This window comes from Rhodanobacter sp. FW106-PBR-R2A-2-24 (assembly GCF_058789615.1).
The window spans coordinates 3,112,380-3,134,703 of record NZ_JBYTBV010000002.1; the positions used below are offsets into that span (position 1 = coordinate 3,112,380).

Genomic DNA, 22,324 nt, shown 5'->3' on the forward strand with positions numbered 1-22,324 from the left:
AGCCACGAAGCGGCTGCGGCAGGTGCGGCCCGTCCGTGGGCTGCCTGTGACCGGGCGCGGGGGCGCCCGCTCACAGATCCGGCCCGATCACGAGGTGCAGCACCACGCCGTGGCGTTGCCGGTTGTGGATCGGCGTACCGAGGTCGAGCCGCACCATGCCCACCGGCGAGCGCCAACGCACGCCGATGCCGGTGCCGAGTTTCGGGCGATAGTCGGTGCCGTCGAAGGCGTTGCCGGCATCGAGGAAGCTGGCGATGCCCCAGTTGCGGGTGACGTAGTGCTCCACCTCGGCGCTGGCGACCAGCAGGCTGGTGCCGCCGAGCACGCGGCCGTAGCGGTTCTGCGGGCCGATGGACTGGTAGCTGTAGCCGCGCACCGAGCGGTCGCCGCCGGCGAAGAAGCGCAGCTGCGGCGGCAGCACGGCGAAGTCGTCGCTCCACAGGTGGCCGGCGCTGGTGCGCAGGATCAGGCGGTTGCGGCCCTTTGCGCCGAAGGCGTGTATCCATTTCGCATCGAGGGTGAGCTGGCTGAAGCTGGCCGAGGAGAGCAGGTCGCCGGCGGTGCTGCGCGCGGCCAGCGTGAGCGACCAGCCGTCGTGCACGAAGTCGGGGTTGTCGACCTGCTTGCGCGTGAGCGCGGCCTCGGCGAACAGCAGCGTGCTGTTGCCGTGTTCGACGCCGGGCGTGGACTCCGGCTCGTTGCCGTGCCGGCCCACGGTGAAGGTGCCTGCCAGCGCATGCATGCCCAGCGTGCGCGTCCAGCCCCGCCACTGCCGGCTGGCGTTGCCGACCAGCTCCAACGTGTGCGACTGCGAGGTACTGGTATCGGCGTCGCGGTAGTTGGCGCCGAAGTTCCAGCTGCGCTGGTCGTCGCCGGGCAGGGGAATGGTGTAGAGCGTGGCGAGCGTCTTCAGGCGCTGCGCCAGCACCAGTTCGTTCTTCCAGCGATGGCCGTGCCGGTTCACCCAGCGTCGCGTCATGCCGGCGCGCAGGCCGTAGCCGGTGTCGGTGCCGAGGAAGGGGCCGCCGGTGTAGAGCGTGCGCTTGGCCGGCGTGAGCGTCACATCGATGTCGATACGGTCGTTGGCCCTGGCATCGAATTGCGGCTGCACGTCGACCACGGCGAAGTAGTCCGTGCCGTTCAGCGCCTGCTGCAATTGCAGCAGCTGATCCTGCGCGAACCAGTCGCCGGCGCGGAACGGCAGGTAGCGCTCGAGCACGCCGGGCACGAAGGGGGCGCCGGTGAAATGCACCGCGCCGTAGCGGTAGCGCGCGCCCGCCTGCCAGGCCAGTTCGATGCTCGCACGGTGCCGGGCGGTGTCCACCGCCACGCGATGGGTGACGAGTTTCGCGTCGAGAAAACCGTTCGCCGCGAGCGCGGCCGACAAGGCGTCGCGCGCGGCTTCGTAGCCGGCGTCGTCCAGGCGCTTGCCGCGCAGGCGCTCGATCGCGTTGCGCGCACGCCGGACCGGCGCCAGGGCGAGCGCGTCGGCGTCGAGCCGCACGTCCACGGCGCCCACCACGACCGGCTGGCCCAGGTGCATGGTCAGCGTCACCTGCCAATCCTTGCCGGCCGCTTGCAGCTGCGCCGTCGCGTCGGCGTCGTAGTAGCCCCAGGGTTCCAGCGCCGCCCTGGCCTGCGCCGGCGCCTGCGCGTAGAGGCGGCGCAGTTGCGCCGGGCTGATGTCGCGCCCGGCATAGGCCGACAGCGCCACCGAGGCGGCCACCGCCTGCGCCATGGCCGCGTCCACGCCCTGTACCCGTACCTGCACGCCGGCCCGCGCCGGCAGCGCGTACACGCTCGCCAGCAGCAGGGCGAACAGGCAGCGGCGGAGCAGGTGGCGCGGAACGGGCAAGGTTGGTGGCTTGTGAGGCGTTCGGCTTCCTGCCGGACGACTCATCGGCGCGTCCGGTACATGCCCGTACGCAGCTCCACCAGGCCGGCACTGGCGCGCCTGCCTGGTGTCCGGCCGTCCGTGGCCAGGCTGAGCGCGTGAAAAACGCACAAGCCCTCAGCGTCCGCCATCGGCTGGCGGCGCTGGTGCCAGGATGGCGCCCAGCGGCCGGCCCTGGATGCCGGGCATGGTGACGCCGAGCAAGCGCGCGATGGTGGCGGCGACGTCGACATTGGGGAAAGCGGGGAGCTCGCCCAGCGGCCGGATGCCGCTCCCGGCGGCGATGAAGATGGCCTGCATCTGCGGGTCGGTGTTCGGGTAGCCGTGCGCGCCACGCTCGGCGGTGGGCGTGACGAAGGCGCCGGTGTCGCCGTCGTCGAAGGCGTAGTCGGCGGCGGCGTAGAGCAGCAGGTCGGGCGCCTGGTCGGTCTGCGCCGGGGTGGGCCAGCCCTGCTGCGCGGCTTCGTCCGGGGTGAGCGCGGCGGCGATGCCTGGCCGGCCGGCGAACAGCGCCTTGAGCCTGTCGCGCGAGGCCGCGTCGGCATGCTGCTGGTAGATCAGCGCGAAGCCGCCTTCGGCCACGCTCCAGGCCGGCTGCTTCGCGCCGGGCACCGCGAGGCCGGCCTGTTTGAGCAGTACGTCGGCGTGCAGCCGGTGGTGCAGGCTGCGCTGGCCATGGTCGGAGACGATCAGGAAGGCGGTGCGATCACCGTCGCCGGCGGCCCGCACCGCGTCGATGACGTCCCGCACACGGTCGTCGAGGAAGGCGATGGTGTTGATGCCGGCGTCGTTGCCGTAGCCGGTGGCGTGCTCGATGCTGTCCAGCGACAGGAGGTGCAGCAACAGCAGGTCGGGATGGTGCCGGCGGATGATGTCCACCGCCGCGCGGGTGTAGATGCGGTCGCGCCAGGCTTGCGAGGAGTCGTGGAAGTGCGCCAGCTCGTCGCGGCTGACCGCGCCCTGCGCCACCAGCTCGCGCGCGATGTTGCCGTCCGGATCGGGATTCTCGAAGAATGACCAGTCGATGCCCTTGGCGTCCTTGATCGCCACCCAGTCCACTTCCGCCGTGGTGAGGCCGGCGGCGTGCGCCACGTCGTAGACCGTGGGCAGCGGCACCAGCTGCGACTTGGGCAGCCACATGCGGATCTCCGGCGGCGTGGCCTCGCGCTGGTGCACCACGCGGCCGTTGACCAGCAGGTGATGGCGGCTGGCGTCGACGCCGGTGACCATGGCGGTGTGGTTGGGCCAGGTGATGGTGGGATTGATCGGCGTCATCGAGGCCGCGTAGGTGCCCTGTTGCATCAGCGCCCGCAGCGTGGGCGCGGGCAGGCGCGGATCGCGCAGGCTCTGCGCGGCGAAGGCGTCGAGGCTGATGACGACGACCTTGGTGTGCGGTACCGGCTGCGCGTGCAGGCCGGCCATGGCCAGCAGCGAGGCAGCGATGAACGCGCGGCGCAGCAGGGCGGATGTGGGGCGCATGGTGCTTTGCCTCGGCTCGTGGTGGTTTATCGTGGCCATCCCGCCGCACTGGCGCAAGCCGCGGTCAGGGCGACGGGCTGTCGCCGGCATCGCCGCCGTCGTCGTCGCGGCGATCCGCTGGCCACACGAAGGTGGCTACGCTTGCCGGCGGCATGGTGTAGCTGAAACGGCGGTCGGCCTGGCGCACGTCGACGGCACGTGGTGTGGTGTCGCTGTTCACCACCACCAGCACCAGCGGGCCATGGCCTGCGTTTTCAAAGGCCACGTTGTCGATGCCCTTGCCGGTGGCGGTGGATTCCACCCGCGTCGCGCCGGGCAGGACGAAGCGGCTGTAGTGGGCGAAGGCGTAATACTCGTCGTTGCGGTGGATCGCGCCGGTGGTGGTGTCCAGCGTCACCATGCCCTTGCAGTTGGCGCAGCCGCCGGCATGCGGGCCGTGGTGCTGGTCGAGCACCAGGTTCCAGTACACCACGCCGCGCGCCCAGTTGCGCAAGCCGCCCAGGAGCAGGTCGCGGGCGAACCACAGCAGCTCGCCGTTTTTCGCCGAGGCCCAGTCGCCGCCCGAGCATTCGGTGATGTAGACGTCCTTGTCCGGATAGGCCTGGTGCACCTGGGTCTGCGCGATCGGCGCGCCGCGATAGCAATGCCAGGCGATGCCGTCGATGTAGCCGGCGGCCACCGGGTCGGCCAGCACGGCGAGCGGCTGCATGGGATCGTCCCAGTTGTGGTCCCAGCCCAGCAGCAGCGTCTTCGGCTGGCGCCTGGCCAGCGCGGGGCCGAGGTACTGGCCGATCAGGCGCGTGCGCGCATCGTCGGGCAGTGCCATGCCGGGATAGGTCTGCGGCTGGAACATCGGCTCGTTCTGCACGGTGAGCGCGAAGATCGGGATGCCGTAGCGGCGGTAGGTGTCGACGTAACGCACGAGGTAGTCGGCGAAGGCGCTTTCGTAGGCTTCGAGCAGGCTGCCGCCGAGCAGGCTGGCGCTGGTCTTCATCCATGCCGGCGCGCTCCACGGCGAGGCGATGATGCGCAGCTTCGGGTTGATCGCCAGCGCCTGCTGCACCACCGGGATCAGGTAGGCCAGGTTGGGCACCACGTTGAAGTGCGCCAGCGTGGGGTCGACCTGGCCGGCGGGCATGTCGTCCAGCGTGTAGTGACTGAGCGAGAAATCCGAGGCGCCGATGGTGAGCCGCGTCATTGTGAGGTTGAGCCCCGGCGGCGGGCCGAACATTTCGCGCAGGAAGGCCTCGCGCTGCGCGTCGCCGAGTTTTTGCTCGATCAGCCAGGCGGAGGCGTCGGTAAGCGCGGCGCCGAAGCCGGTGATCGTCTGCAAGCGGTGCTGGGTGTCGATGACGATGGTGGCCGGCGCGCTGGATCGGGTCAGCGGGATGTCCGGCTGCCGCGCCAGCTGCAGGCGGCGATCGGCGGTGGAGAGCCACAGCTGCACCGTGGGCGCGGGCGGCATGACCCAATGCAGGGGCGCCGGCCGGGTTGTCGGCACCGGCGCGCGCCGGCCATGCGGGGCAAGCAGCGCCAGCACGCTGAACAGCGCGATGGTGGCGGTCGCCAGCCAGACGGGGACTCCGCGCGGCTCAGCCATGGCCGGTGCCGCGACGGGGACGGTCGGGCCGGGTGTCGGTCACGGATAAGCGTTGCAATTGGCGTCGTTGGCGGCGGCGCCGGCGACGATGCGCACGTCGGCGAAGGCGGCGGCGAAAGGCGCCGCGGCGGCCACGCCAAAGGGCACCTCCACGCTGTCGAAGCCTGCGCCGCGCCGCACGAAGCAGGACAGCGGGACACTGACGTGGTGGCGCTGGCCATCCGCATCGCCGGCGAGGGTGCGTGAAAGGTCGACGCTGGCCATGCAGCCGGTGCCGCAACGCATGTAGAGGTTCACTGGCTGGGTGGCCGGGGTGACAACGCGCAGGTCGAATTCCAGCGCGGCATGGCTGGCCAGCAGCGCGGTGATGTCCACCGGCTGGTCGCTGCGCGCGAAGAAGCTGGCGGGGGCGAGCCAGGTGACTTCCTTGGCGTCCTGCTGGGTGTTCAGCTGCACGGTGCGCACGCGCAGCGCCGGCGTGGCGGTGGGCCAGGCAATGGTGGCGTTCAAATCGTCGGCCAGCCCCTGCTCGGCGTGGTCGTCGGCGAGGTAGAGCTTGAAGGGCGGCACGGGCAGGGTGTGGAACACCGCAAGCTGATCCACCTTGGCGCAGGCGGTGATGTCCGCGTGGCTGGGCAACCGGGGTAGTTCATGCTGGCTGGGGTAGCGCAGGCCGTAGCCCAGCGGGAACAGCGGCGGCGTGGTGATGCCGTTGTCGTCGCTGGCGGGGCAGGGCGTGTCCGGCCAGGGCATGGCCAAAGTGCCGCGGAAGTTGTCGAGTTGCTTGCCGCCGGCGCGCGCGAACAGCACGTCGGCCACGCCGCCGCCCTCGCTGCCGGGCAGCCACGCGGCGACGAAGGCGTCGGAGCGGTTGATGAGGTCGTTGACGAACAGCGGCCGGCCGGAGAGGAACACCGTCGCCACCGGCTTGTGCGCGGCGACCACGGCGTTCAGCACGGCGAGGTCTTCCGGATAGCGGTCGCTGTGGCGCAGCGTCGCCGCCGGCACGATGTCGCCCATCGTCTCCGCATACGGCGTCTCGCCGAGCACCGCCACGATGGCGTCGTAGCGCGAGAAATCCACGCCCCGCGCGGTGGCGCTGTAGCTGACGTTGGCCGCGCCGTCGGCTTCGCGCAGGCCGGCGAGGATGGTTTCGCCGCTGGCGTAGTCGGCCGGCGCGTTGCCGGTGCCCTGCCAGGTGAGCGACCAGCCACCGGCCTGGTCGGCCATGCTGTCGGCGGCCTTGCCCACCACCAGGATCTTCATGCCGCGCCGTAGCGGCAGCACGTGGCGGTTGTTCTTCAGCAGCACCAGCGACTCGCGCACCGCGCGCCGCGCCAGCGCGCGGTCGGCGATGGCGGAGACGTCGCCGGCGCCGGCCAGCTGCGACGGTCGCTTGCCGTCCAGCAGGCCCATGCGCAGCTTGACGCGCACGATGCGGCGCACCGCATCGTCGATGCGCGACATGGGGATCTCGCCATCGTTCACCTCGCGCAGGGTGTTGGCGATGAAGGCCTTCCAGTCGTCGGGCACCATCACCATGTCGATGCCGGCATTGATCGCCTGCGGGCACTGGGCGTTGCTGCAGCCGGGCAACTGGCCGATGGCGTTCCAGTCCGACACCACCAGGCCGTCGAAGCCCATCTTGTCCTTCAGCGCGCCGGTGACCAGCGCCCTGGCGCCGCTCATCTTGCCGTAGTCGAGGTGGTCGGCCACGTCGTCCCAGCTGTTGTAGGAGATCATCACGCTCTGCACGCCCGCTTCGAGCGCGCCGTAGTAGCCGGCGCCGTGCACGTTGATCATGTGCGCGCGGTCGACGCGCGACTGGCCCTGGTCGGTGCCGTGGTAGGTCGCGCCGTCGCCGATGAAGTGCTTGGCGGTGGCCAGCACGTTGTGCTCGCCGAAGCGGCCTTGCAGGCCGTCGACGTAGGCCTTCGCATAGGCGCGTACCAGCGGTCCGGTGCTGGAGAAGCCCTCGTAGGTGCGGCCCCAGCGCGGGTTCTGCACCACCGCGAGGGTAGGCGCGAAGGCCCAGTTCACGCCGGTGGCGCGCACGGCGCGGGCGGTGGCCGCGCCGATGTCGTGCACCAGCGCCACGTCGTGCGCGGCGCCCAGACCGATGTTGTGCGGATAGAGCGTGGCGCCGAACACGTTGCTGTCGCCGTGCACCGCGTCGGTGCCCCAGAGGATGGGCAGCGGCACCTTCATGTCGGTGTGCATGGAGGCGTCGTAGTACGCGTCGGCAAGCTGCAGCCAGTCGGCCACGCTGGCGTGCTTGTTGCCGCCGGGCCAGGAGCCGCCGCCGTTCAGCACCGAGCCGATGTAGAACTGGCGCACCTCGGCCGGCGTGATCGACTTGATCTCCGCCTGGGTCATCTGGCCCACCTTCTGCGCCAGCGTCATGCCGGCCACGATCTGCCGCACGCGCGCTTCCAGTGCCGCATCGGCATGCCAGGGGCTGTTGATGTGTGGCCAGTCGGCGTAGCGGGTGGGTGGTGGCGGGCTGGCCGGGGTGGCGGCGAGTCGCGGGCTGGTGCTGCCCAGGGTGGTGATCGTCATGCCGACTGCAACCAACCAGCGGATACCAGCCATCGCGTGCCTCCCAGGCGTGTGTGTTTTTGCCAGCGCCGCCGTGGTCGCCGCGGCCGGAGCGTGTGGCGATTATGGCGGTGAAAGCGCGGCATCGCGACATCCTGACACGGCGCTGTCATGGCTGGACTCCGGTCAGCCCGGCATATTCTTGGCGAGGCCGGCTGCGCCCGCGCCGTGGCGCCGCCGCAAGGCCTTTGGGGGCTGCCCTATACTGGCCTCCTCAACCGGCAAAGGAGTGGTTTCATGGGACAGATAGTCGCGCTGTTCGTGGTGGTCGTGGCCGTGATCGCGGTGCTGAAGATGGTGCGCATCGTGCCGCAGGGCTACGAATGGACGGTGGAAACCTTCGGCCGGTACACCCGCACGCTCACGCCGGGGCTGCACATCCTGATCCCGGTCTACCAGGGCGTGGGCCGCAAGATGAACATGATGGAGCAGGTGCTCGACGTGCCCAGCCAGGACGTCATCACCAAGGACAACGCCGTGGTGCGCGTGGACGGCGTGGTGTTCTACCAGGTGCTGGACGCGGCCAAGGCGGCCTACGAGGTGGCCCAGCTCGAACAGGCCACGCTGGCGCTCATCATGACCAACATCCGCACCGTGCTCGGCTCGCTGGACCTGGACGAATCCCTGAGCCAGCGCGACGCCATCAACGCCAAGCTGCTGCGCGTGGTGGACGAGGCCACGCATCCGTGGGGCGTCAAGGTCAACCGCATCGAGATCAAGGACATCGCCCCGCCGCGCGACCTGGTGGACGCGATGGCGCGGCAGATGAAGGCCGAGCGCGAGAAACGCGCCAACATCCTCGACGCCGAGGGCTTCCGCCAGGCGGCGATCCTCAAGGCCGAGGGCGAGAAGCAGTCGGTGATCCTCGCCGCCGAGGGTGAGAAGGAAGCCGCCTTCCGCGCCGCCGAGGCGCGCGAGCGCACCGCCGAGGCCGAGGCCAAGGCCACCACGATGGTGTCCGACGCCATCGCCAGCGGCAACGTCAATGCACTCAATTACTTCGTCGCCAACAACTACATCGACGCGTTGAAGGCGATGGCCGCCTCGCCCAACCAGAAGATGCTGCTGCTGCCGATCGAAGCCACCGGCGTGATCGGTGCGATGGCCGGCATCGCCGAGCTGGCCAAGGAGTCGTTGGGGCAGCAGCAGGCCGCGACGAAAGCGGCGCCGGCGCTGCCGCGCTGAGGAAAGCACCCTCTCCCCCAACCCCTCTCCCGCCAGCGGGAGAGGGGAGAAAGCAGGGTGGCGCTTTTACTCCCTCGCCAGCCAGCGGGAGAGGGGAGAAGGCAGGGCGGCGCTTTTACTCCCTCGCCCGCCAGCGGGAGAGAGGAGAACGCAGGGCAGCGCTTTTACTCCCCTCGCCCGCTGGCGGGAGAGGGGTTGGGGGAGAGGGCAGTAGAGCTTGCGGAGAGGGCAACGGAGCTTGCGACCATGCACACCAGCCGCCTCGATCACGCCAGAGCCATGCGCTCGGCGCAGACCCCCGCCGAGGAACGCCTGTGGTACTTCCTGCGCGCCCATCGCTTCCTCGACCTGAAATTCAAGCGCCAGAAACCCCTCGGCCCCTATATCGTCGATTTCGTCTGCATGGAATGCGGTTTGGTGATCGAGCTCGACGGCGGCCAGCATGGCGAGCAAGTCGCTTATGATCGTGAACGCGATGCGTGGCTGGCGCAGCAGGGCTTTACCGTGCTGCGCTTCTGGAATCATGAGGTGATGAACGCGATCGAGGCGGTGCTGGAGCGGATTCGACAATTCGTTGAAGCGCCCTCTCCCCCAGCCCCTCTCCCGTAAACGGGCGGGGGAGAAAGCCGGCGAGAGTGGTGGCACTGCTCCCCTCTCCCGCTTGCGGGAGAGGGGTCGGGGGAGAGGGTGGCTGGGCCTGCTTCACGCCATCGACATGCCACCAATCTGGCCTATGATCGACAAGCGTCTGCGCCAATCAACGGGAAATTTTCGATGCTCGGACAAATCGCGACGCATTACCTGTGGTGGATCTTCGCCCTGCTGCTGATCGTGGGCGAGTTGATGGTGCCGGGGTATTTCCTGCTCTGGATCGGCCTGGCCGCGGCGGCGATGGGCGTGCTGCTGTGGCTGTTCCCCGGGCTGGGCCTGCTGGCGCAGGCGGTGCTGTTCGCGTTCCTGGCGCTGGCGGCCTGCCTTGCCTACGCGCGCTGGCTGCGGCCGCGCATCGAACGTCGCGCGCCGGGGGCGGAGCAGCTCAATCGCCGTGGCGAGCAGATGATCGGCCAGCGCTATGAGCTGATCGAGGCCATCGTGCATGGTCGCGGCAAGGTGCGCGTGGGCGACGGCCAGTGGCTGGCGAGCGGGCCGGATCTGCCGGCCGGCAGCACGGTGGAGGTGGTGGCCGTGGACGGCACCACGCTGCAGGTGCGTGCCGTCCCGTGAGCGTGCCGGCGGCCGACGAGCGCGCGGGGCCGGATGAGCGCATCGCCTTCCTGCTGGAATTGGCCAAGCGGCTGCACCAGTACGGTACTTCGGCGCCGCGGCTGGAGTCGGCCATCGACTTGTGCGCACACCGGCTCGGCCTGCAGGCCGATGTGTGGTGCAGCCCCACCGCGCTCATCATTTCCTTCTCCGAGCGGGAACCCGGCGGCGTGGGCGTGGCGCGGGCCACCCAGGTGATGCGGCTGTCCGCCGGCGACATCAACCTGGCGCGCCTGTGCGCGGTCGACGAGATCGCCGACCGCGTGATCGACGGCGAGTTGGGCTTGCGCGAAGGCTTCCGTCTGCTGCGCGCGCTGGGCGCGCCCGAATCGCGTCTGGTGTGGGCCGGCATCATCGCCAGTTACGGGCTGTCCGCCGCGAGCATCGCCGCGTTGTTCCTGCACAGTTCCTGGGTGGATCTGGTGGTGGCCGCCGTGATCGGCACGCTGATCGGCGGCATCAGTCTGCTGGCGGCGGGGCGACCGCGGCTGGCGGCGGCCAGCGATGCGATCAGCGCCATCGTGGCCACCGCCGTCACCATCGTGGTGAGCGCCTTCGTGGTGCCGCTGGCGATCAAGTCGGTGGTGCTGGCGGCGCTCATCATCCTGGTGCCGGGGTTTTCGCTGACCACGGCGGTGCGCGAGATTTCCAGCGGCCATCTGGTGTCGGGCATGGCGCGTCTGGGCGGAGCGACCTCCACCATGCTCAAGCTGGCCTTTGGCGCGCTGGCTGCCAGCGCGGTATGCGCTGCGCTGGGCATCCATGCGCGCGATTTCGCCTTGCCGGCCTTGCCGCGCTGGACCGACTGGCCCGCGCTGCTGGTGGCCGCGGTGGCCTTCGCCATGCTGTTTCGCGCCGCCTGGCGCGACTGGCCGGCGGTGATCGTGGCGGTGATCGCGGGCTACCTCGCCACGCGCTGGGGCGGCGAGTTTTCCGGCAGCTTGCCCAGCGCGCCCTTTGGCGTGTTCCTGGGCGGCCTCTCGGTGAGTGCGCTGGCCAACCTCTATGCGCGGCTGGCCAAGCGCCCCGGCGCGGTGATCCGTGAGCCGGGCATCTTGTTGCTGGTGCCTGGCAGCGTGGGGTTCCGCAGCGTGTCCTACCTGCTGGAACGCGATACCGTGCTTGGCATGGATACCGCCATGCTGCTGCTTACCCTTTTGGTGGCGCTGGTGGGTGGCCTGCTGTTTGGCGAATTGCTGGTGTCGCCGCGCCGCACGCTGTGACGGGCCTTCGGCAGGTTTCCGCCCGCCGTGGATTCCATGCGCGGCTGAGCTGTCGGGGTGCGTGACGGGAAGATCGCGGCGTGCAGGGGGGGCAGAAAACGGCCGGAGCCACCCTGTTCCTGCGACGCAAAACAAAAGCCGCCTGCTGGCGGCTTTCATTGGCGCGAATATCCGATTTGCCAACTGGTACCGGTGATAGGACTCGAACCTACACTCTGTCGCCAGAAGCGGATTTTGAGTCCGCCGCGTCTACCATTCCGCCACACCGGCATGTGGGACGCGCATTATGCCGGGTTCAGTGCACCGGGTCGAGGCCCAGCTGGCGTTCGCAGCGTTCGTAGCCGGCGTCACCGGCCAGCGGCTGGTAGATCGCGCAGTGGGTCATGTTGCCGGAGTAGACGTGCAGGCTCACGGCGATGTCGTGGTCGCTGGGGTTGCGGATGGTGTGGTATTCGTGCGGCGGAATCAGGCTGCCGGCGGAGCCGGGGCCGGCCTGCACCGAGCCCACGGCCTGGAAGCGGCAGTGGCCGGCGACGTCCTCCATGAGCTCGTACTGCACCACGTCCAGCGTGCCGTGCCAGACGCCTTCCACGCACCACATGCCGCAGTGGTCGTGGATCGGCGTGCCCTGGCCCGGGCCCCAGGTCATCGCCACCACGCAGTAGCCGTGTTCCTCGCTGCGGTACAGCTCGCGGCGTGCGTAGCGGCCGGCGACGGTTTCCTGCACGCAGTCGGGCAGGCGGATGTCGCCGTTGCGGATCAGCCGGCACAGGCTGTGGCGCAGACTGTCGGTGATGGCCTGCGTGCTGTCCTGGGTGACGGCGTCGTCGATGGTGGCGATCAGTTGGCTACAGCCGGGGAACTCGGTGGTGAGCATGGTGCTCTCGCAATAAGCCTGGGGTGACGCCATCCTAACCCGGTGCGGCCGGCTTCAGAGGGTGGCGAGGAAGCCACCGATGGCGCGGCTGTAGTTTTCGATGTCGACCAGGAAGGCGTCGTGGCCTTGCGGGGAGTCCAGCGCGACGAAGTCCACCGCGGCGCCGGCTACGCGCAGGCCGTCGGCGATCTGTTCCTGCTGGATCAGCGGGAACAGGATGTCGGTGCTGACGCCGATCACCAGGGCGCGCTCGATGCAGATGCGGCCCAGCCCGGCCAGCACGCTGCCGCCGCCGTATTCGGCGATGTCGAACCAGTCGCTGGCGCGCGAGAGGTAGAGGTAGCAGTTGGGGTCGAAGCTGCGCACGAAGCGGCGGGCGTGGGCGGCGAGGTAGGACTCCACCTGGAACTCGAAGCCGAAGGGTTCGTCCTCGCGCTGCTCGGCGTCCAGCCGGATGCGCGCGAAGCGGCCGTTCCATTCCATCGCCGAGCGGTAGGTGATGACGCCGAGCTTGCGCGCGATGCTCATGCCGATGTCGGGGTAGCGCGAGCCGTCGGCATGGATGTCGGCCGCTCCTGCGCTTCCTGCGCTCGCGGCACTCATCCGTCCCTGGATGTCGTAGTGGCCGCCGTTCCACTGCGGGTCGAGCCGGATGGCTTCGCGCTGCAGTGAGCGGATGGCGATGGCGAAGGGTTGCGCCTGCGGCGCGGTATCCACGCTGACGTGGGCGCGCACGCTGCCCGGGTGCAGCAGCATGTAGGCCAGTGCGGCCATGCCACCCATCGAGCAACCGATCAGGCAGGCCAGTTGTTCGATGCCCAGGTGCCGCTGCACGGCATGGGCGGCGTTGGCGACGTCTTCCAGGGTGAGCGCGGGGAAGTCGAGCCGGTAGGGCTCGCCGGTGGCGGGGTTGGTCGAGGCGGGACAGGTGGAGCCCTTGTCGCTGCCCAGCGAGTTCACGCAGATCACGAACCAGCGGTCGGTATCGATGGCCTTGCCGGGGCCGGCCATGTCTTCCCACCAGCCGGGGCTGGGGTCGGCCTCGCACGAGGTCATGTGCGCGCTGGGCGACAGGCCGGTGAGCACGAGGATGGCGTTGTCGCGTGCGGCGTTGAGCCGGCCCCAGGTCTCGAAGGCCACGTGCGCGCCGTCGAGGGTGCCGCCGCGCTTCATCGCGAAGGGCGCGGGCAGCGCGCAGTAGCGACGGGCGTCAGCCGTTCCTTCAGGCATGGCTCAAAGCACCTTGTCGATGGTGATGGCGATGGGGGTCTTGCGGTCGGTGTCGACGATGCCGGCACTGCCTTCGAGGTCGCCGGGCCGGGCGAGGGGCTGGCCATCGTGGCTGATGCGTGCTTCCACCACCACGCGCGCCACCGAGGAAAGCCTGAGTGCGGGCGTCATCGCCATGGCGTCGGTGAGCGTGGTGGCGGCGGGCAGCTTGCCGGCATCGAGCTTGGCCACCGCCAGCGGCATGCCCGGGCCGCTGGTGGCGCGGGCGAACACGAAGAGCTGGTCGCCGGGCTTGAGCTTGCTTGCGAGCGTGGGCGCGAGGCGCACTTCCACGTGCAGCGCGGCACCTTGCGCGGCGGCGGGTTCGGCCACGGCCGGGACGCCGGCGCGGGACTCGGCGTCGGCGATCTGCGCGGCCACCGACTGGGCCACGGAGGAGCCCGGCTGGAGCAGCGGTTCGAGCCGGTGCCAGGTGGTGGCGGCGGCGCCGTATTGCGCATGCTGGTACTGGCTGATGCCGATGAGCCACAAGGCCTGCTGGCTGTCCGGGTGCAGCTCCAGCGCGCGGTGCACGAGATCGAGCGCGCGGCCTTCGAGCAGGTGATCGGGGCGCGCGGCCATGTCGGCCTCGGCCCAGCCTTGCATGGCGGCGATGGTGTCGGGGGCGAGCTTGAGCACGTGATCCCAGGCGTCGCGCGCTTCCTCCGGCTGCTTCAGCGCCATGGTGGCCTGCGCCAGCACGGCCCAGCCGCGCACGTCGTCGGGATGCTGCTTGAGCTGGGCGCGCAGGTCGGTCAGCGCCTGCTGGAGGTCGAAGGCCTTGGGCACGCCATTGAGCGCCTGCGGCGTGCCGATGGCGAGGTAGAGTGCGCCGGCGCCGACCGGCAGCACGAGGGCGATGCCCAGCGCCAGCACGAAACTGCCGTGCGGGCGACCCTGGCGGCGGCCTGCGCGCAGGATCGGAACCAGCAACAAGGTCAGCGCCAGCGCCACCATGACGGCAGCCAGCAGATAGAACGCGATCTTCACCAGTCATCCCCCGTGTCGGCCGGTTCGCTGCCGGCCGCTGGATCGTTGTTGTCGTTGCGGTGGCGGTGGCGGATCGCCACGACGACCACGCCCGCGCCGGCCAGCAGGATGGCCAGCGGGCCGAACCAGAGCAGCCAGGTGCCGGGCTTGAGCGGTGGTTTGTACAACACGAAATCGGAATAGCGTGCCACCAGGTACTGCTTGATCTCTTCGTCGCTCTTGCCCTGCTGCATCAGCTGGAACACTTCCAGGCGCAGGTCGCGGGCGAGGTCGGCGTTGGAGTCGGCGAGGTTCTCGTTCTGGCAGACCAGGCAGCGAAGTTGCCTGGTGAGGTGCTGGAAGCGCAGCTCCTGCGCGTGGTCCTTGAACGGCAGCGGGTCGATCGCGCCAGTGGTGGCCGACGCCGGGCCGGCCAGCGCGAGCAGGGCGGCCAGCAGCAGCGGGCGCAGCTTCATGGCGCCATCCGCTTGAGGGCGTCGATCCGCGGCCGCAGTTCCTTCGCGATCACGGCGGGCGTGAGCGGGCCGATGTGCTTGTAGCGGATCACGCCGGTGGCGTCGATCAGGAAGCTTTCCGGTGCGCCGTACACGCCGAAGTCGATGGCGGTGCGGCCGGCTTGGTCGGCGATCACCGCGTCGTACGGATTGCCGTGTTCGGCGAGCCAGCGCGTGGCATCGTCGGGCGCGTCCTTGTAGTCGAAGCCCAGCACGGGGATGCCGAGCGTGCGGCCGTCGGCCATCAGCACCGGGTGTTCCTCGGCGCAGGCCACGCACCAGCTGGCGAACACGTTGAGCAGATAGGGTTTGCCCAGCATGTCGGCCTTGGTGAGGGTCTTGTCGGGCGCGTCCAGGTAGGGCAGGGCAAAGGCGGGCGCCGGCTTGTCGATGAGCGGCGAGGGCACGTAGCGGGCGTCGTGCCAGCTGTTCCACCAGATGCCGAAGCCGAACAGCCCGACCAGGCCCATGAAGACGAAGAACGGCAGCAGACGCTTCATGCCGGCTGCTCCTGCGGCAGCCTGGCCGTCGCGGTGGTGGGCTGGCTGGCGGCCGCGTCCGCCGTGCGGCGAACGCGGAAGCGGCGGTCGGCGGCGGCGATGAAGCCGCCCAGCATCATCAACACCCCGCCCAGCCAGATCCAGCGCACGAAGGGCTTGTAGTACAGGCGCAGTGCCCATGCGCCCTCGATGTGGCCGGCATCCATCGGCTCGCCCAGCGCCACGTACAGGTCGCGCAGCAGGCCGCCGTCGACCGCCGCCTCGGTCTGCACCTGCTCGCCGGAATAGGTGCGCTTCTGCGGGTGCATCACCGCCACCACGGCGCCGTCGTGCAGCACGGTGACCACGCCCTGGTCGGCGCGGTAGTTGGGCCCGTTGACGCGGTGCACGCCGTCGAAGCGGTACACGTAGCCGGCGATGGTCTGGCTCTGGCCCGGCGCCAGGCGCACGTCATGGCTGACCCCCAGCGCCTCGGAGAGCAGCACGCCGGCCATGAACAAACCGATGCCGAAATGCGCCAGCAGCATGCCCGCCATCTCGGGCGGATAGCGCCGGCCACGCGGCACCGAGCGATGGCGTTTCCAGGCGTACAGCAGCACGCCGGCCATGATCCACACGGCGGCGGCCGCACCCACGACGGCCTTCGCCGCACCATGCGCGAAGAACAGCGCGACGATGACGCAGGCTGCGGCGGCGGTACCGATGCGCAGCGCCAGTTGGCGGATCACGCCGCCCTCGGCCTTGCCCCAGTGGAGGAACGGCCCGAACGGCAACAGCACCACCACCGGAGCCATCAATAGCGGAAACAGCAGGCCGAAGTAGGGTGGCCCGACCGAGATGCGGCCCAGATGCAGCGCATCGCCGATCAAGGGGAACAGCGTGCCCAGCAGCACCATCGCCGCGCTGGTGACCAGCATCAGGTTGCCGATCAGCAGCGCCGTCTCGCGCGAGACGATGGCGAAGGGCTTGCCGCCGGCCACCTTGGGCGCGCGCAGCGCGTAGAGCAGCAGCGAGCTGCCGATCACGATGGTCAGGAAGGTGAGGATGTAGACGCCGCGGCGTGGATCGGAGGCGAAGGCATGCACCGAGGTGAGCACGCCCGAGCGCACCAGGAAGGTGCCCAGGAGGCTCAGCGAAAAGGCGAAGATCGACAGCAGCAGCGTCCACGCGCGCAGGCCGCCGCGCTTCTCGGTGATCGCCTGCGCGTGGATCAGCGCCGCGCCCACCAGCCAAGGCATGAAGCTGGCGTTTTCCACCGGGTCCCAGAACCACCAGCCGCCCCAGCCCAGCACGGTGTACGACCAGTGGCTGCCGGCCACGATGCCCAGGGTGAGAAAGCCCCAGGCCGCGTTCGTCCACGGCCGCGCCCAGCGCACCCAGGCCTGCTCCACCTCGCCGCCGAGCAGCGCCGCGATGGAGAACGCGAAGGCCACCGAAAAGCCCACGTAGCCCATGTACAGCACGGGCGGATGGATCGCCATGCCGGGGTCTTGCAGCACCGGGTTGAGATCCGCGCCGTTGGCCGGCATCGGCAGCAGGCGGCTGAACGGATCGGAGGTGAACACGATGAAGGCGAGGAAGCCCACCGACAGCAGGCCCATCACGCCCATCACCCGCGCGCCGAACACCTCGGGCAGGTTGCGGCTGAGTGCCGCCAGCGCCACCGACCAGAGGTTGAGGATGAAGATCCACAGCAGCAGCGAACCCTCGTGCGCGCCCCACACCGCGGCGACGCGGTAATACCACGGCAGCGTGAGGTTGGAGTTGTCGGCGACGTAGCGTATCGAGAAATCGAAGTGCAGGAAGGCCCAGGTGAGGATGACGAACGCCATCGTCACGAACACCGCCTGTCCGGCCGCCGCCGGCCGCGCCACCGCCATCAGCGCGCGGTCGCCGCGCCAGGCGCCGATGAGCGGCAACACGCCCTGGGCGAGGGCGAGCAGGAAGGCGAGGATCAGGGCGAATTGGCCGAGTTCTGGGGTCATCGTTCGGGACTCGGGATGACGTCGACGAGTCTGCGTCGACGGTTGTCGAATGGGGTAATCAGGTGATGCATGAAAGCTCCCATGATGGCTTTACCGGGTTCCGCGTCCCGCGTCCCGCGTGCCGTCTTCGCCGATCTGCTTGTTCGCATGCGCCTTGGCCATCGCTTCCTTGAGTTCCCTGGGCATGTAGGTCTCGTCGTGCTTGGCGAGCACCTCGGTGGCGACGAAGTGCTCGCCGTCCATGTGACCGGTGGCGATCACCGACTGGTTGTCGCGGAACAGGTCGGGCAGGATGCCGGTGTACTCCACCGGCATCGCGCCGCCGGCGTCGACCACGGTGAAGTGCACCTCCAGCGAGGTGTCGCTGCGCCGGATCGAGCCGGCCTTGACCATGCCGCCCAGGCGGAAGCTGCGATGGCCGCTGGCCTGTCCGGCCTCGACCTGGCTGGGGGTGAACAGGTAATTCATGTTCTGCTGCAGCGCGTAGATGCCGACGCCGATGGCGAGCGCGGCGGCGCTGGCCACGACGATCACGATGGTGAGGCGACGCTTGCGGGTGGGGTTCATGCTCATGCAGGGTGCGGCCGTGTCAGGGCGTGGGTGTGGTGGAATCGGTGGATTCGCGCTGCACGCGCGCGGCGTGGCGCGCAAGGCGGGCATTCAGCTCACGCAGGATGCGCCGGCGACGCCGGCGCGGCGCCAGGCTGTCGGCGGCGAGCACCACGAAGAACACCGCGTAGGCCGGCCACACGTAGGCGGCGTAGCCGCCCATGGCGAGGAAATGCAGCAGCGCGTTCACCGGGCTGTCTCCGCCGCGGCGAGCGCGCGCACCCAGTCCTTGCCGCCTTCCAGCGCGAGCAGATCCGCCTGCGCGCGGCGGCACAGGCTGGCGGCGTAATAGAACTTGGTCGCCAGCGTCACCACCAGCAGCGGCCACAGCATTTCCCACGGCATCTTGGAGTGGCCGAAGAGGTTCACCGTGCTGCCCTGGTGCAAGGTGTTCCACCAGTCCACCGAGAAATGCACGATGGGCACGTTGACCACGCCGACGATGGCAAGAAAGCTCGCCGCGCGCGCGCCCTGGCGGCGATCCTCGAAGGCGTGGTACAGGCCGATCACGCCCAGATACAGGAACAGCAGCACCAGCTCAGCAGTGAGCCGGGCGTCCCAGGTCCACCAGGTGCCCCACATCGGCTTGCCCCACAGCGAGCCGGTGACCAGGGTGATGAGGGTGAAGGCCGCGCCGATCGGTGCCGATTCCATCGCCACCACCTCGGCCAGCTTGATGCGCCACACCAGCGCCACGAAACCGGCCACGCCCATCACCGCGTAGACGAACATGCTCATCCACGCGCTGGGCACGTGGATGAAGATGATGCGGTAGGCGTCGCCTTGCTGGTAATCCGCCGGCGCCAGCACCAGCCCACCGTAGAGGCCGACGGCGCCGCACGCCAGCGCCAGCGCCAGCGCCCACGGCCACACCGCCCCGGCGAAACGATAAAAAGTGGGCGGCGAGCCGAGCTTGTGCAACCAGAGCGGAATCCACTTCGACATCAATCAGGCATCCAGGGCAAGGCGCAGGGCTGCCGCGCAGGCCAGCGGCGCCAACACCACGGTGAGGATGAGCGCGGCGGCCAGCCAGGCGACGGGTGCCAGCCATGGCAGGCCCTGCTGGGCGGCTGCCACCGCGCCGGCCGCGAAGATCACCACGGGCACGCAAAGCGGCAGCAACATCAAGGCCAGCAGCATACCAGAGCGGTGGGTGCCGGCCGTCAGCGCCACCAGCACCGCGCCGAGCAGGCTGAGCAGCGGCGTGGCCAGCAGCAGGCTCAGCAGCAGCGCCGGCATGGCGGCCAGGGGCAGGTGCAGCATGCCGGCCAGCAGCGGCGCCACCACGATCAACGGCAGCGCGGTGGTAAGCCAGTGCGCAAGGATCTTCATGCCCAGCAGCGGCGCGAGCGGCTGCGGCGCGAGCAGCAACTGCTCCAGCGAACCGTCCTCGATGTCGCTGGCGAACATGGCATCCAGCGCCAGCAGCATGGCCAGCAGCACGGTCACCAGCACCACCCCGCCAGCGATCCGCTGCAGCAGCGCCAGATCCGGCCCCAGCGCGAAGGGGAACAGCACGACCACGATCACCGCGTACAACACCGGCATGGCCAGATCGCCCCGACGGCGCCAGGCCAGCAGGAGGTCGCGCCGCAGCATCGCGGCGCAGGCGCGCGGCAGCGAGGTGCGGCTCATGATTTTCCTCCCTTTCCCCCAACGACTTCGGCGTTGGGGGAAAGGGTTGGGGCGAGAGGGGCGCTCACGCATGGTGCCCACGTCGCGGTCATGTGCGGCTCACGCATGCAGGCGTATCCGCTTGGGCTCGCCGCCGTGGAAACCCACGGCGCCATGGCTGCTCACCAGTGCCGCGCCGCCGGCCGCCACGTGATGCTCCAGCAGGCGATTGACCAGGGCGATGCCGTGGCGGTCGAGGTTGGCGTAGGGCTCGTCCAGCAGCCACAACGTGGCCGGCAGCAGTTGCAGGCGAACCAGCGCGGCACGCTTCTTCTGGCCGGCGGAGAGCCGGCGCAGCGGTTCGTCTTCATAGCCGGCGAGGCCGGCGTCGGCCAGTGCCGCGTCGATGTCGACGCCGTCGCGGCAGCCATGCAGGCCGCGGGCGAAGGCGAGGTTTTCGCGCGCGCTCAGTTCCAGTTTCTGCCCCAGTTGGTGACCGAGGAACACGACCTCGCCCAGGCAGGCATCGCGTTGCCATGGCTCGCCGCGCCACAGGAGCTCGCCTTCGCTGACGTGCAGCAGGCCGGCCAGGAGGCGCAGCAGGGTGGTCTTGCCGCTGCCGTTGTCGCCTTCGACCAGGGCCAGTTCGCCGGCGTCGAGGGCGAAATCCAGTGGCGCGAACACCGGCTCGTCCTGGCGATGGAAGGCCAGTTGGCGGGCTTCAAGCAGCGGTGGCGCGGTGCGGACGGCGGTCATTCCCCGCATTGTCGGCAATGCGCGACCGGCTTGTCCATGCGGTGCACGGCCGCGCGCGACCGGGTTCAATCCAGCGTGCGCAGTTCGGCGTGGTTGCCGGCCAGGCCATGCACGTAGGCCAGTTGGGCGTGTTCGCGGGCCAGGGCGTCCAGCGTGGATACGGCCACGCCGGCCACGAACAGGCTGGGCTCGCTCCAGCCGCTGGGGCCCACGCCGATGGCGGGGAGAACGGTCGCTTCGGGCTGGGCCTGCAAGGCCGCCAGCAATTGCCGCTGCGCGGCGAGGTTTTCCGCCGGCGCGCGGCGCCGGGCCTGCGGATTCCAGGCGGTAATGATGCCCCAGGGGCGGGTGCCCGCCACGGCCAGGAGTTCTGCCGGCGGCGGCAAGTCGATGCGCACGGTGGCCCAGGTCAGCGTGTCGATGGCGACGAGGTAGGTGGTGGCGCGGAAGGCTTCGAGCAGGAGTTCATCCATGGCGCAGTACCGGCAGGGGCGGCAGGCGTGCTTGCAGCAGCCGCGCGGCGGCGTCGAGATCGACCTCGGCCACGCGCGGCGTCGCGCGCAGGATTTCCTCCAGCAGCGCATCCTGCGCGCGGCCGCGCTCCAGCGCGTAGGCGTAGGGCACGTGGGTGAAGGTGACCAGCCGGTAGCGCGCCATGTAGTGGTCGGGGAGGCGTTCGGCGAGCGCGGCGCCCAGCTCGCGCTTGGCGAGGTAGTGCGGGTCGGCCACCTTGTCGCGCATCTCCACGTAGTTTTCCAGCGCCATCAGGGCGATGGCCTCGGCGTTCGGCTGGCGGATGCGCTGGAATTCGGCGAATGCCCCGGCGCTGTCGGTGGGCGCCTCGGCGAGCAGGCGGGTCAGTTCCACCGTGTCCTCGAAGCCGCAGTTCATGCCCTGGCCGTGGAAGGGCACGATGGCATGGGCGGCGTCGCCGATGAGCAGCGCGCGGTCGCCCAGATGCCAGCGTTCCAGGTGCAGCGTGGCGAGCGTGCCCACCGGATGTTCGGCGAAGTCGGCGTCGAAACGGGGAATCAGCGGCAGCAGGCCGGGGAAATCCGCATCGAAGAACGCGCGTGCCGCGGCGACGTCGGGCAGGGTGGCGAAGCTGGGGTGCGCGCCCTGTGCTGGCAGGAACAGCGTGACCGTAAAGCTGCCCTCGGCATTGGGCAGGGCGATGCACATGTAGCCGCCGCGCGGCCAGATGTGCAGCGCGTTGGGTTCCAGCGCGAAGCGCCCATGGCCGCCCGCCTGCGCCGCCAGTGCGGCGGGCAGCGTGTCGGCGGCGGGGATTTCCAGTTCCTTGTAGCCGTGGCCCAGCGGCTCGATGCGTTCGCCCAGCGGCGCGTGCGCGTGCATCGCCGCGCGCAGCGCGGAGCCCGCGCCGTCCGCGCCGACCAGCAGGCCGGCGTCGTGCCCGCGCGTGGTGCCGGTGTCGTCGGCGAGCCGGATGCGGCGATGCTCGAAGTCCGCGCTCGTCAGCGACTGGCCGAAGTGGCAGCGCACGCCGGCGGCTTCGGCGGCGTCCAGCAGCAGCATGTTCAGCGCGCCGCGCGAGACTGACCAGATCACCTCGCTGTCGTCCTTGCCGTAGCGCTGCAGGGCACTGCCGCCGTCGGGCGCGTGCACCATGCGTCCGCGCATCATCACCGCGCGCTGCAGCACCGCGTCGGCCAGCTCCGCCGTGCGCAGCGCCTGCAAGCCGCGTTCGGCCAGCGCGAGGTTGATCGAGCGGCCGCCAAGGAAACCCGCCTGGCGCGGATCGGGGCGTTTCTCGAACAGCTCCACGTCGAAGCCGTGCTGCGCCAACTGCCGTGCCTGCAGCGCGCCCACCAGGCCGCCGCCGATCAGGGTGATGCGAGGACGTTGCGTCATGTCGCGTTCCGTAGAGGTATCGCGACACTGTTCCGCAAGCAGCGCGCGACTGCAATCCCTCGCCGTGGGCCTGTACGATGACCGCGACGACGTGTGGCGCCATGCCTGGCCGTGGA

At 69.8% G+C, this 22,324-nt stretch carries 21 protein-coding genes and 1 tRNA gene; 4 read left to right on the top strand and 18 right to left on the bottom strand.

Translation table 11 applies throughout. From position 1 onward, the window contains the following. Positions 1-70: 70 nt before the first annotated feature. The 4 genes from AC3WQA_RS15295 to AC3WQA_RS15310 form a co-directional block, all read right to left on the bottom strand. Positions 71-1,855 (bottom strand): autotransporter assembly complex protein TamA, encoded by a 1,785-nt coding sequence (locus AC3WQA_RS15295; protein ID WP_492675893.1) that lies wholly within the window; start codon positions 1,853-1,855, stop codon positions 71-73. A 156-nt stretch (positions 1,856-2,011) separates the two neighbouring features. Further along, a complete protein-coding gene (locus AC3WQA_RS15300) occupies positions 2,012-3,373 on the bottom strand; it encodes an alkaline phosphatase family protein (RefSeq protein ID WP_492675894.1) in 1,362 nt (453 codons plus the stop codon). A gap of 64 nt (positions 3,374-3,437) precedes the next feature. Beyond that, entirely contained in the window at positions 3,438-4,973 is a 1,536-nt protein-coding gene (locus AC3WQA_RS15305; RefSeq protein WP_492675895.1) for a glycoside hydrolase family 30 protein, read from the bottom strand. A 39-nt stretch (positions 4,974-5,012) separates the two neighbouring features. Then, complete coding sequence (locus AC3WQA_RS15310; RefSeq protein ID WP_492675896.1) at positions 5,013-7,532, bottom strand: glycoside hydrolase family 3 protein; 2,520 nt, start codon at positions 7,530-7,532, stop codon at positions 5,013-5,015. 276 nt (positions 7,533-7,808) lie between these two features. Here AC3WQA_RS15310 and AC3WQA_RS15315 point away from each other — a divergent pair, with 276 nt between their 5' ends. From AC3WQA_RS15315 to AC3WQA_RS15330, 4 genes are all read left to right on the top strand, one after another. Continuing rightward, complete coding sequence (locus AC3WQA_RS15315) at positions 7,809-8,756, top strand: SPFH domain-containing protein (protein WP_492675897.1); 948 nt, start codon at positions 7,809-7,811, stop codon at positions 8,754-8,756. Positions 8,757-9,002: 246 nt separating this feature from the next. Beyond that, positions 9,003-9,365: an endonuclease domain-containing protein gene (locus AC3WQA_RS15320; protein WP_492675898.1), complete on the top strand. Its 363-nt coding sequence runs from the start codon at positions 9,003-9,005 to the stop codon at positions 9,363-9,365. Between the two features lie 165 nt (positions 9,366-9,530). Beyond that, on the top strand, positions 9,531-9,980 hold the full coding sequence (locus AC3WQA_RS15325) for an NfeD family protein (protein ID WP_492675899.1): 450 nt from the start codon (positions 9,531-9,533) through the stop codon (positions 9,978-9,980). Next, positions 9,977-11,242, top strand: coding sequence for a threonine/serine exporter family protein (locus tag AC3WQA_RS15330; RefSeq protein ID WP_492675900.1), 1,266 nt, complete (start codon positions 9,977-9,979; stop codon positions 11,240-11,242). The genes AC3WQA_RS15325 and AC3WQA_RS15330 overlap by 4 nt, the downstream gene beginning before the upstream one ends. A 184-nt stretch (positions 11,243-11,426) precedes the next feature. Here the strand turns inward: AC3WQA_RS15330 and AC3WQA_RS15335 are convergent. From AC3WQA_RS15335 to AC3WQA_RS15400, 14 genes are all read right to left on the bottom strand, one after another. Further along, a tRNA-Leu gene (locus AC3WQA_RS15335) sits at positions 11,427-11,512 on the bottom strand. 25 nt (positions 11,513-11,537) lie between these two features. Further along, positions 11,538-12,119, bottom strand: coding sequence for a cysteine dioxygenase family protein (locus tag AC3WQA_RS15340; protein ID WP_492675901.1), 582 nt, complete (start codon positions 12,117-12,119; stop codon positions 11,538-11,540). A 54-nt stretch (positions 12,120-12,173) separates the two neighbouring features. After that, on the bottom strand, positions 12,174-13,349 hold the full coding sequence (locus tag AC3WQA_RS15345; RefSeq protein ID WP_492675902.1) for a homoserine O-acetyltransferase family protein: 1,176 nt from the start codon (positions 13,347-13,349) through the stop codon (positions 12,174-12,176). A gap of 3 nt (positions 13,350-13,352) precedes the next feature. Then, complete coding sequence (locus AC3WQA_RS15350) at positions 13,353-14,378, bottom strand: tetratricopeptide repeat protein (RefSeq protein ID WP_492675903.1); 1,026 nt, start codon at positions 14,376-14,378, stop codon at positions 13,353-13,355. Beyond that, positions 14,375-14,833 carry a cytochrome c-type biogenesis protein gene (locus AC3WQA_RS15355; RefSeq protein WP_492675904.1) on the bottom strand — a complete coding sequence of 153 codons (459 nt, stop codon included), beginning with the start codon at positions 14,831-14,833 and terminating at the stop codon, positions 14,375-14,377. Before AC3WQA_RS15355 ends, AC3WQA_RS15350 begins: the two co-directional genes overlap by 4 nt. Beyond that, positions 14,830-15,372 carry a DsbE family thiol:disulfide interchange protein gene (locus AC3WQA_RS15360; protein WP_492675905.1) on the bottom strand — a complete coding sequence of 181 codons (543 nt, stop codon included), beginning with the start codon at positions 15,370-15,372 and terminating at the stop codon, positions 14,830-14,832. The genes AC3WQA_RS15355 and AC3WQA_RS15360 overlap by 4 nt, the downstream gene beginning before the upstream one ends. Beyond that, positions 15,369-17,357: a heme lyase CcmF/NrfE family subunit gene (locus tag AC3WQA_RS15365; protein WP_492675906.1), complete on the bottom strand. Its 1,989-nt coding sequence runs from the start codon at positions 17,355-17,357 to the stop codon at positions 15,369-15,371. The genes AC3WQA_RS15360 and AC3WQA_RS15365 overlap by 4 nt, the downstream gene beginning before the upstream one ends. A 90-nt stretch (positions 17,358-17,447) precedes the next feature. Continuing rightward, positions 17,448-17,924, bottom strand: a complete 477-nt coding sequence (gene ccmE, locus AC3WQA_RS15370) for a cytochrome c maturation protein CcmE (RefSeq protein ID WP_492676372.1) — start codon at positions 17,922-17,924, stop codon at positions 17,448-17,450. A gap of 22 nt (positions 17,925-17,946) precedes the next feature. After that, positions 17,947-18,156, bottom strand: a complete 210-nt coding sequence (gene ccmD, locus AC3WQA_RS15375) for a heme exporter protein CcmD (RefSeq protein WP_492675907.1) — start codon at positions 18,154-18,156, stop codon at positions 17,947-17,949. Next, a complete protein-coding gene (locus tag AC3WQA_RS15380; protein ID WP_492675908.1) occupies positions 18,153-18,911 on the bottom strand; it encodes a heme ABC transporter permease in 759 nt (252 codons plus the stop codon). The genes ccmD and AC3WQA_RS15380 overlap by 4 nt, the downstream gene beginning before the upstream one ends. Positions 18,912-18,914: 3 nt before the next feature. Continuing rightward, on the bottom strand, positions 18,915-19,601 hold the full coding sequence (gene ccmB, locus AC3WQA_RS15385) for a heme exporter protein CcmB (RefSeq protein ID WP_492675909.1): 687 nt from the start codon (positions 19,599-19,601) through the stop codon (positions 18,915-18,917). A gap of 99 nt (positions 19,602-19,700) precedes the next feature. Beyond that, positions 19,701-20,336: a cytochrome c biogenesis heme-transporting ATPase CcmA gene (gene ccmA, locus AC3WQA_RS15390; protein ID WP_492675910.1), complete on the bottom strand. Its 636-nt coding sequence runs from the start codon at positions 20,334-20,336 to the stop codon at positions 19,701-19,703. Positions 20,337-20,401: 65 nt separating this feature from the next. Next, positions 20,402-20,809 carry a DUF3293 domain-containing protein gene (locus AC3WQA_RS15395; RefSeq protein WP_492675911.1) on the bottom strand — a complete coding sequence of 136 codons (408 nt, stop codon included), beginning with the start codon at positions 20,807-20,809 and terminating at the stop codon, positions 20,402-20,404. After that, positions 20,802-22,208 carry an FAD-dependent oxidoreductase gene (locus tag AC3WQA_RS15400; RefSeq protein ID WP_492675912.1) on the bottom strand — a complete coding sequence of 469 codons (1,407 nt, stop codon included), beginning with the start codon at positions 22,206-22,208 and terminating at the stop codon, positions 20,802-20,804. Before AC3WQA_RS15400 ends, AC3WQA_RS15395 begins: the two co-directional genes overlap by 8 nt. Positions 22,209-22,324: the final 116 nt, after the last annotated feature.